This is a genomic window from Treponema sp. UBA785 (assembly GCF_002297065.1).
Classification (GTDB): domain Bacteria; phylum Spirochaetota; class Spirochaetia; order Treponematales; family Treponemataceae; genus Treponema_D.
The window spans coordinates 1-8,728 of record NZ_DBJD01000059.1 but is presented as its reverse complement, the minus strand read 5'-3'; the positions used below and the strand labels follow the sequence as shown (position 1 = coordinate 8,728).

Below are 8,728 nucleotides of genomic sequence, written 5' to 3'. Positions count from 1 at the left end.
CTTTTGCGGAACGAGGAAGTTTACAAAATTTTCGCCTTTAAGGACGGACAGGGATTTCAGCCGGATTTTCTACTGCTTTTGCACGGAAAAAACGACGAGAACGCATATTTTCAGGTTTTTATAGAGCCGAAAGGAAAACATCTTGCCGAAAAAGACAGTTGGAAAGAAGAATTCTTGGAAGAAATTTCAAGCCGGTACGGATTTTCAAAGCCAGTGCGAAAAGAAACTGAGAAATATTGTCTTTTGGGGCTTACGTTCTTTAACGCAGGCGACAAGGCGATGAAAGAAAAATTCCGTGAACGGTTTGAAGAGATTGTGTGAAGGGAAAAGCAAGAAATAACGGACTTGCAATTAAGTGTTTATGCTTTAGACTGAATTTATATTCTTTTTGGAGGCGAAAATGAGTGAGTTTTCTGTTTTCTTTGTTATCGCGGTGGTTTTTCTGCTGGTGATTTTTTTCTGTTCCTACAAGAAAGTTCCTAAGAACAAAATTGGAATCCGTGTCGGGCCGTTCGGAAACAAGACGGTTACAGGAAAGGCGGTTTTTGTTGTGCCGTTTTTGCAGCGGATTGACTACATGACGCTTGAGAACATTCAGGTTGATTTTGTAAGCAAGGAGTCTATTCCGACCCAGGACGCCATAAACATCAAGGTTGACGCTATTGCGAACATCGCGATTTCCCAGGACAACGAGATTATGAAGAAGGCGGCGGCGAAATTCATCGGCTACACGACCGGAAACATCGCCGACATTGTAAAGCCGGTTCTTGAGGGAAATATCCGCGAGATTATAAGCCAGATTAAACTGAAGGATTTGATTCAGGGCGACAAGAAGGTTCTTGCCGAGCAGATTGCGCAGAACGTAAAGCCGAATCTTGAGGACTTGGGGCTTGAGCTTACTACTTTCAATATTCAGAATTTTAAGGATGACAACGGCGTAATCAACAATCTTGGTATCGAGAACACCGTGAGCATTTCAAAGGACGCGGCAAAGGCGAAGGCGGCGGCCGAGGCTGAAATCAAGATTGCGCAGGCGCAGGCCGACAAGGACGCAAACGATGCGCGCGTCGCGGCCGAGCTTGAGATTGCCCAGAAACAGAACGATTTGGCGATAAAGAAAGCCGCGCTCAAGCTCCAGGCGGACACTGAGGCTGCAAAGGCCGAGGCCGCAATGGGAATCGAGACGGAAAACCAGCGCAAGGTTCTTGAAATCAAGGCGGCGGACGCGAACATCGCAAAGCAGGAAAAGCAGATTGAAATTCAGGAAAAGGAAGTCGCAATCAAGGAGAAGGCTCTTGACGCAGATATAAAGAAGACTGCCGAGGCGGACAAATTCGCGGCGGAGCAGAAAGCCGACGCGGAGCTTTACACAAGGCAGCGCAAGGCCGAGGCAGAGGCGTTCGAGCTTCAAAAGCAGGCGGAAGCCGAGGCCTACCAGAAGCAGAAAAAAGCCGAGGCTGAAAAGCTTGCGATGGAAAACGAGGCGGCAGGAAAGAAATCTCTTGCGGAGGCGATTCAGGCGCAGGGCGAGGCGGAAGCCGAGGCAATAAAGGCCAAGCTCGTTGCGGAAGCGGAAGGTATGCGTGAAAAGGCTGAGGCGATGAAGCTTTACGGAGACGCGGCGCGCCAGCAGATGGAGCTTGACGCCCTTAAAGTTTACTTTGAGCAGCTTCCGAAAATTGCGGAGGCTGCAGGAAAGTCTTACCAGAACGTTGATAAAATCTATATGTACGGCGGAGACTCGTCAAAGCTGCAGGCTGACATAATGAAGAACGTTACACAGATAAGCGAGGGCTTGGGCGAGTCGCTCGGAATCGATATGAAGTCTCTTCTTGCTGGATTCATCGGCGGAAAGGCCGCCGGAAACAAAAATGATAAAAAGAATTCCGAAAAAGAGTAGTCTTTTAGCTGAATAAAAACTTCGGAAGAAACATTTTTGAGGTGTGTTCTAAAAATTTGAAATGATCTTTAGTAACACACCTCAAAACTTTTCCTTTTTATCTATTATAGAAAAAATACTATATTTATGTTACATTTTGACCATGGATTATCCAAAAACAAAGAGCGGATATATTGACTTGCTCAGAAATGAAGCGGAGAAAATTTATTCGGATTTATTGAAAACTAAATTCGACTTAAAAAAGAAAGCTTCGGAAATGAACAAGCGGATAAAAACCGCAAAAGACTTTCAATCCTCAAAAATACTTGAAACTGCAAAAAACAGCAGCTGGAAAAATAAAAAACTGCTGAATGAACTGCTTTTATTAACCTATTCCTCATATATTGTCATGCTTGAATATCGGAATGAAATCTGGCCGTATGAATATATGACTTTTTCCCGCAGAATCGGGGAACTTTGGGGAACCTTTCTGCAAGCTCCCTTTCTTTTATCCAGTAAATGAATTAAAAATTATTGATGTTCCTGCATTTCAAGAAATTCAGGATAAAATTCAAAAAGACGCAATAACTTTTATAGAATCTTTGGCGCTTGATGAAAAAACGAAAAAAGAGCTGAAAGAAAAATATGAAATTCCTTGGACTATGGTTGACAGCGGCGGAATCAATTTGAATCTTGATTTGCATTTTGAACAAAACAAAATTCATTATAATTGCGACTTCAAGAGCGGCTTCAGTTCAAATGAAAAAGGAAATACAAACAGGCTTCTACTTGTTGCAAGCATTTTTAAATCTCTAGGTCAGAATGAGAAGCAGATGATCTTTGTCAGGCAGCAGGAAAAGGAAAACAATCATTATTTGCAGACTTTGAAAAATTCCAAACTTTGGGATATTTACTGTGCAGATGAATGTTACAATGCCATAAAAAATTTCACAGGATTCAATATAAGAGAATGGCTTGATAAAAATGCGGACTGGAAATGCGACATAAGCGGCACGTTCAAGAAACATCTTGAAGAAAACGATTTGCTGAAATACTTAACTTGGTAAAGTGAAAAATATGCACGACAGACTTTGCTCATATTATACAGACTCAAAAGAAATCACATCTTATATGGCTTCAATGCTGGATATTAAAGACAATGATATTGTGCTTGAACCGTCGGCAGGAAGCGGACTTTTTATAGACGAACTATTGACTGCAAATAAAAATATTCATATAGACGCGCTTGATATAGATAAAAAAGCAATCTTAATCTTAAAGGAAAAATATAAAAATGAAAGCCGTGTGAATGTCAGGGAAACTGACACATTGTTCGATTCTGAACTGGATTCTTTTCAGGATGCGGCTTTATGGCTGAAAAACACAGACACATTGTTTGATGAAAATTTGGACTTGTTTGAAAAAACATGCGGACATTACACAAAAATAATCGGGAATCCGCCTTACGGAGCATGGCAAGATTACGAAAAACGTGATTTGCTGAAGAAAAAATATCCTGGGCAATATGTAAAGGAGACTTATTCTCTTTTTCTTTTGCGTTGTATATCGGTATTAAAATTCGGCGGAAAACTTTCATTTATCATTCCTGACACTTTTATGTTTTTGAACCTTCATCAGAAATTAAGGAATTTTCTTTTGTCAAAAACAAAAATTTCAGAAATTCTTATCTTTCCGTCAAATTTCTTTCCGGGCGTAAGTTTCGGATACTCAAATCTCTCTATAATTACTCTGGAACGAAGCGACGAACAGTCATCGCTAAAAAATGAAATTTCAGTCTATAAAGGCTTCAAAAATCCTGCGGAATTTTCTTTAATTCATAGCAAACAGGCAGAATTGCCCAATTGTATAGAAAAATTCACTCTAAATCAGGGGGATATTTTCAATTCAGCAGGGCAAAGATTTATTCTTACAGAAAAATCAGAGAACTTTATTTTTAATTCTTCTAAAACTGTCGGAGATGTCGCTGATGTTGTAACAGGCTTTTATTCCGGCGACAACACAAAATTTATACGCGTAAAAGACAAATCGGTAAAAGGCTCTAAGAATTATGAAGTTGTAAATCCAAATAAAGTCATAATCAGCGATTCTATTTGCGGAATTGAAAATTCAGATGAGGCTTATATTCCTTACATAAAAAGCTCTTCAAAGACAAAGTACATAAAGGAAAATGATGAATGGTTTGTCCGCTGGGATAAGAAGACTGTCGAGTATTACAACAGCAATAAAAAATCTCGTTTTCAGAATTCCTCGTTTTATTTCAAGAAAGGCATCGGGCTTCCGATGGTAAAATCAAGCCGCATAAACGCCTTTGTAATGGAAAACAGAGTTTTCGACCAGTCAATCGTAGGAATTTTTCCGAAAGATGAAAGCAAATTTCTGTATCTTCTAGGCCTAATGAACAGCGAGATTGCAAATAAAATTATCCACTTAATAAACCCGACCGCAAACAACTCTTCAAACTACATAAAACAGATTCCGTACAAAGAGCCTGACAAAAAGACTTTTGAAAATGTTTGCAATTTAGTTTCCGTTGCATTGAATTCTGCCGAAAACAACGAAACGGAAAAAAAACTTGCTGTTCAAAGAGAACTGGATTCTATTTTCAATATGATTTACGCCACATAAAAGACAAAAATGCCTTTTGCCTTTTTATTCCATCGACTCCGAGCCGAATCCTAGCGCAGGCTCAACGAGCTTTTTGTTGTCAATATTTTTCTATTTTGTGTTTATTTTGATTTTTGTTGCAATAACCTGAGCTTTTTCATCGCGTAAAATGTATTCAACATCTATATTTTCTTCAGAGATATTTGCTTTTTCTTTTGCCTCTTTTATGATGAGATCTTTTATTTCTTCATCATTTGCTTTGAGCAAAGTTTTCATTGAAGTATTATTGTCAAGGGTAAGAGGCTTTTTTGCGCAGGAAACTGCAAGCGTTGATACTGCAAAACATATTGTCAAAAATTTAAAAAATCTACCCATTCTTGTTTTCTCCTTTTTGCTATGTTAGAAATCAAAGCCGCTATTTATTGCGCTGTTTATACTTTCCGCTGAAGAAAAAAGCGTGTAGTTATAGCCACCGTCAAAAAAAATTAGTTCTATGGCAGTATCTTTTGAGCCAAGAACAACAATGTTCTCTTTTTTATTTTCGATTTTAAAAAGCAGGTCATCTATTAGGTCATCCATATCGTTAACATCGAAAAAACCTTCATTAAATATGTTCAGGTCTGTCCATGATTTTATGGAACTTGTTTCGTCATATACTTTGTCGCCATAAATAGAAATGTAATTGTTTACAACTTTTTCACCATCTTCATTGCATGTTACTACTGAAAGAACTTCATCGCAGCCCGTAAATAGCAATGCCAATAAACATGAAAAAAGCAAAATAGCAAATTTCTTTTTCATAAAAACTCCAATAAAAAGCAAGGTTAAAAACTTCAGTTTTTAGGTTGACTTTTTAAGTTGCTTCGCAACGAAGTGGGAAACAGCCGGTGCCTCCAAAATTGAAGTTTATAAAAATATTAAACCATCTGTTAAATAAATACTAGCAGGCTTAAAAGTTTGTTTTGTTATTTCTTTTCTGCCGTCTCTGGTCGCCGGTAAAATTGCCGGCGGCCAGAAAAAATTGCGGCACAGCCTTTTTGCTTGACAAAGTGCGGGGTGGGGGGGGTAAACTGTTAAATCAATTTTATTTTTGGAGATACTATGAAAAAAATGAATAAAATTTTTGGCTTTGCGGCTGTTTTGCTTTGCGGATTGTTTTTTGAAGGTTGCTCGGAAGAAGATTCAAAGGCTTTGGACGATTTGACAGGGCCTTCTGATACTTGGTGCACCATGCCTGTAACTTATGCTTCTGAAAACGGCTCCTCCAGCACAGTTTTGAATGTCAGCTTTTATTATGCTTCTAAAGAAGTTAAGCCGAATGATTCTTCGACAGGATTGCGTTCTGATATTGAATCGATTCCTGAGGACTCTATTTCTGTTCTTGTAACTCTTGGTTCCGGCGAAACAAATTCTCTTCTTACGACGCTTACTAGCACTCAGTATCTTTTTAAGAGCTTTGGTTCTGTTGACGACTTAACTTCTACGTCTGAAACTTCTTATTCGTATTCGAATATGAAACTTTTTTGGAAAGCGATTTATCTTAAAAACCGTGAGGCATTAAGCAAAGACCAAAATATTCCTCTGCAGCTGCAAAAATCAACACAAAATCGTTATGCAAGTATTTCTGATTTGGAAAATTTTAACTGGAAAAGGCTTCTTGCGACTTATCTTTTGAATAACTTGGAATAGTTTACAAAAAGACTGTTTTTTGTTTGGTTTGAACAGAATTCTTAGCCCAGGCTGTAGCCCCGTAGTCTCAGGCTTTTTGCCTGAGATGGAGCTGTGCGGAAGGGCGAAAGGCTGGAGGAGTGCGGAGATGCGCTCCTCTTTTTTTGCGAATTACTTTGCAGCCCGGCCGTTTATGATTACGGTTCCGATTGTCGGCGATTTTCCTGTCGGAATTGGAATGTCGCCTGTGCCGTTGAGTCCGTAAAGAATTACGCGGATTGTTACGGTTTCGCCTTTTTCGGCTATTACTGTCGGGTAAGCGCGGTAGCTTTTCTTTGTGTTGCGTACCTGACGGTCGGTGTCGTCGGCTATGTTGCCTTTGTTTCCGTTTTTGAGCCACATTATCTGGCAGGCCATGTTGCTTGTTCCGTGGTTTCCGTAAGAAACTTCGATATTTGTTATTTCAATTTTTCTGTTTGCTGTAATCGGGAAGTCGATGTAAACTTTGTCGCGTCCTGTAATAGGTTCGCTGTAACCGCTAAAACTGAGCGCGCCTTTTGCAATGTCAGATGTGATTTTGCCTGAATTGTAAGCCCAGTTTCCTTTTGAAGGAATTGCTTTTGAAACGCTTGCAACTGAAGTGTCGTCGCTTTTTCCTTCGAGTGTTGTTGATGCAGCTTCGCTGTTGAGCCAGATTGCCGAGAATGCGCCTTCTTCCGGTTTTAAGATTTTAAGGTCTGCTTCGCCTTTTACGCCGTTCTGGTCTTTTGAAGTTGCAATTACTTTGATTACGCAGTCTTCTTTTACAGATTTTGCTGTCAGGTAGCCGTTTGGATCGATTTCGGCTGCGTCGGGGTCAGAAACTGACCAGGTGTATTCGTCGTTTGTCGGATTCTGCGGTGTTAGAACTGCGCTCATCTGCATTGTTTTTTTGCCCTGCAGCTGTTTGCGGTTTTTGTAGGTATTTACCTTGATTGCTGTTACCGGGCGGAATGTCAAACTTTCGTCTGGCAGTATTTCGATTTTTGTTATGTAGGTTTTTGTGTCTGCCGTTATTGAAAGCTCGCTGTTATTTTCGTAAACAACGTAGGATTTTGAAAGAGTTGAATCGGTTGTGCCGTTGCTAAAGTAGTAAGAAACAGGCCCCTGTTTTCCGGCTTTGACTGTTCCTGTTCCAAGGTAGTAGCCTGTAACTTTTACAATTGCCTTTGTAGAAAGTGGAATTGTAATTGAATCTCCGGCATTTCCTTCAGCATGAGATTTGCCTTCTTCTTTTGCAAATCCGTTGAGTTTTAGAGCGGAATTGTCTGTTGTGCCGTCAAATGTGTAAACTGTTTTTTTGTCCTGTTCGCCTTTTGCAAGCGCGGAAGACTTGTCTTTTGAAACTTTCCAGCCAGATTTTGCGGCAAGCGAATTGAGATTCCATTCTGTGTCGCTGTCTTTTCTGTATTTGTTGCTCAAAATATCAAAATAGCGGTTTACGATTGCATTGCGTCCGTTAAATTCGTTTTTAACATCTGCCTCTGGAATAATATCGGCGCGATTTTTTGTATTGAGCTTAAGGTTTTTTGCAGTTTTGCTGTCCATCTTCCAGCCGATTATATTCTGCGGAACTCCTGGAGCGGTCAAAGGCTGGTCAAGCCAGATTTCTTTTTCGATTCCGTCCGCCTTTGTGTTGATGTAGGCAATCTGGTTGTAATAGCCTGCTCTCCACGGTGTGCGTCCTAAATATGTTTTTTGGCGAGAGTCTGTTATGAGCTTTGAATTGTAAATTACAAGGCCTTTGCCTGCTGCAGGCCCAATTTCCATGCGAGGCGCTCCAACATAGGCAATTTTTGTTGTGTGCTTTTCGTCGTAAATTGCGTTGATTTCACATTCTTCAAAAAGGGCGACTTTTCCTGTTGTTTCCATCCAGATAAAGTCGGTGTCGCCTTCGACATAGCAGTTGTAGAACCAGGTTTTTCCGGTCGTGCGCAATGTGTCCTGATGAGAAAGGAACGAGCAGTTATAAGCTGCGACAAATCCGCTTCCGTCGTAGCCGAGGGTTTCCGCCTGTGTGTTTGAGCCTTTTACAGAGCCGCGTTCAAAAGTGTTCTGAACGGTAAGATTTTCGAGAATAAGGTTTCCAGTTCCTTCAAATTCAATAATGCAGCGTTTTTTTTGCGCGCTGTCTGCGCGTTTGTTAAGACAGATGTCGCCGTCATTTGATTCGGCAATGATTACGTCCTTTCCGTATTTTTCCGTTGTCTGGCCGGACAGTTTGATTGTTGCCGGTCCGTTGTAATAAAGAACTTCGTTGTAAGTTCCTTTTGGCAGGCTGATTGTGTATTCACCGTCGTCTTTTACAGAATCAATTGCCGCCTGAATTGTGTCGAAAGAAGCATTTGCTCCTTTTCCGGAAATTGTTACTTTAGGAGCGGCGTTTGCAGCAAAGAATGCTCCTGCAGTAAGCAATGCCATAGTCAATTTTTTTAACATGAATTCCTCCGTTTTCAAAAAAATTGTAATTCCACTTCTAATTTAAACATTTGCGCCGTTTGTGTCATCAGACTGAGA

General features: G+C 40.3%; 8 protein-coding genes. 5 read left to right on the top strand and 3 right to left on the bottom strand.

The window, feature by feature from the left end:
* The 4 genes from B2X33_RS04970 to B2X33_RS04955 all read left to right on the top strand — a co-directional run.
* On the top strand, positions 1-321 hold a 321-nt coding region (locus B2X33_RS04970; RefSeq protein WP_524539501.1), incomplete at its 5' end, for an HI_1054 family type III restriction endonuclease.
* A 79-nt stretch (positions 322-400) separates the two neighbouring features.
* Positions 401-1,900 (top strand): flotillin family protein, encoded by a 1,500-nt coding sequence (locus B2X33_RS04965; RefSeq protein ID WP_296668068.1) that lies wholly within the window; start codon positions 401-403, stop codon positions 1,898-1,900.
* A gap of 581 nt (positions 1,901-2,481) precedes the next feature.
* Positions 2,482-2,946, top strand: a complete 465-nt coding sequence (locus B2X33_RS04960) for a hypothetical protein (RefSeq protein ID WP_296668066.1) — start codon at positions 2,482-2,484, stop codon at positions 2,944-2,946.
* Between the two features lie 10 nt (positions 2,947-2,956).
* On the top strand, positions 2,957-4,525 hold the full coding sequence (locus B2X33_RS04955) for an Eco57I restriction-modification methylase domain-containing protein (RefSeq protein WP_296668070.1): 1,569 nt from the start codon (positions 2,957-2,959) through the stop codon (positions 4,523-4,525).
* Positions 4,526-4,615: 90 nt separating this feature from the next.
* Here B2X33_RS04955 and B2X33_RS04950 read toward each other — a convergent pair whose 3' ends face one another.
* Both B2X33_RS04950 and B2X33_RS04945 read right to left on the bottom strand, forming a co-directional pair.
* The gene (locus B2X33_RS04950) at positions 4,616-4,879 is read right to left on the bottom strand and encodes a hypothetical protein (protein WP_296018804.1); all 264 of its coding nucleotides are present in this window, start codon (positions 4,877-4,879) and stop codon (positions 4,616-4,618) included.
* Positions 4,880-4,903: 24 nt separating this feature from the next.
* Positions 4,904-5,305 (bottom strand): hypothetical protein, encoded by a 402-nt coding sequence (locus B2X33_RS04945; protein ID WP_296668064.1) that lies wholly within the window; start codon positions 5,303-5,305, stop codon positions 4,904-4,906.
* 300 nt (positions 5,306-5,605) lie between these two features.
* Between B2X33_RS04945 and B2X33_RS04940 the strand changes: the two genes are divergently transcribed.
* The gene (locus B2X33_RS04940; RefSeq protein WP_296668062.1) at positions 5,606-6,193 is read left to right on the top strand and encodes a hypothetical protein; all 588 of its coding nucleotides are present in this window, start codon (positions 5,606-5,608) and stop codon (positions 6,191-6,193) included.
* 150 nt (positions 6,194-6,343) lie between these two features.
* Here B2X33_RS04940 and B2X33_RS04935 read toward each other — a convergent pair whose 3' ends face one another.
* Positions 6,344-8,650: a pectinesterase family protein gene (locus tag B2X33_RS04935; RefSeq protein WP_296668060.1), complete on the bottom strand. Its 2,307-nt coding sequence runs from the start codon at positions 8,648-8,650 to the stop codon at positions 6,344-6,346.
* Between the last annotated feature and the right edge of the window lie 78 nt (positions 8,651-8,728).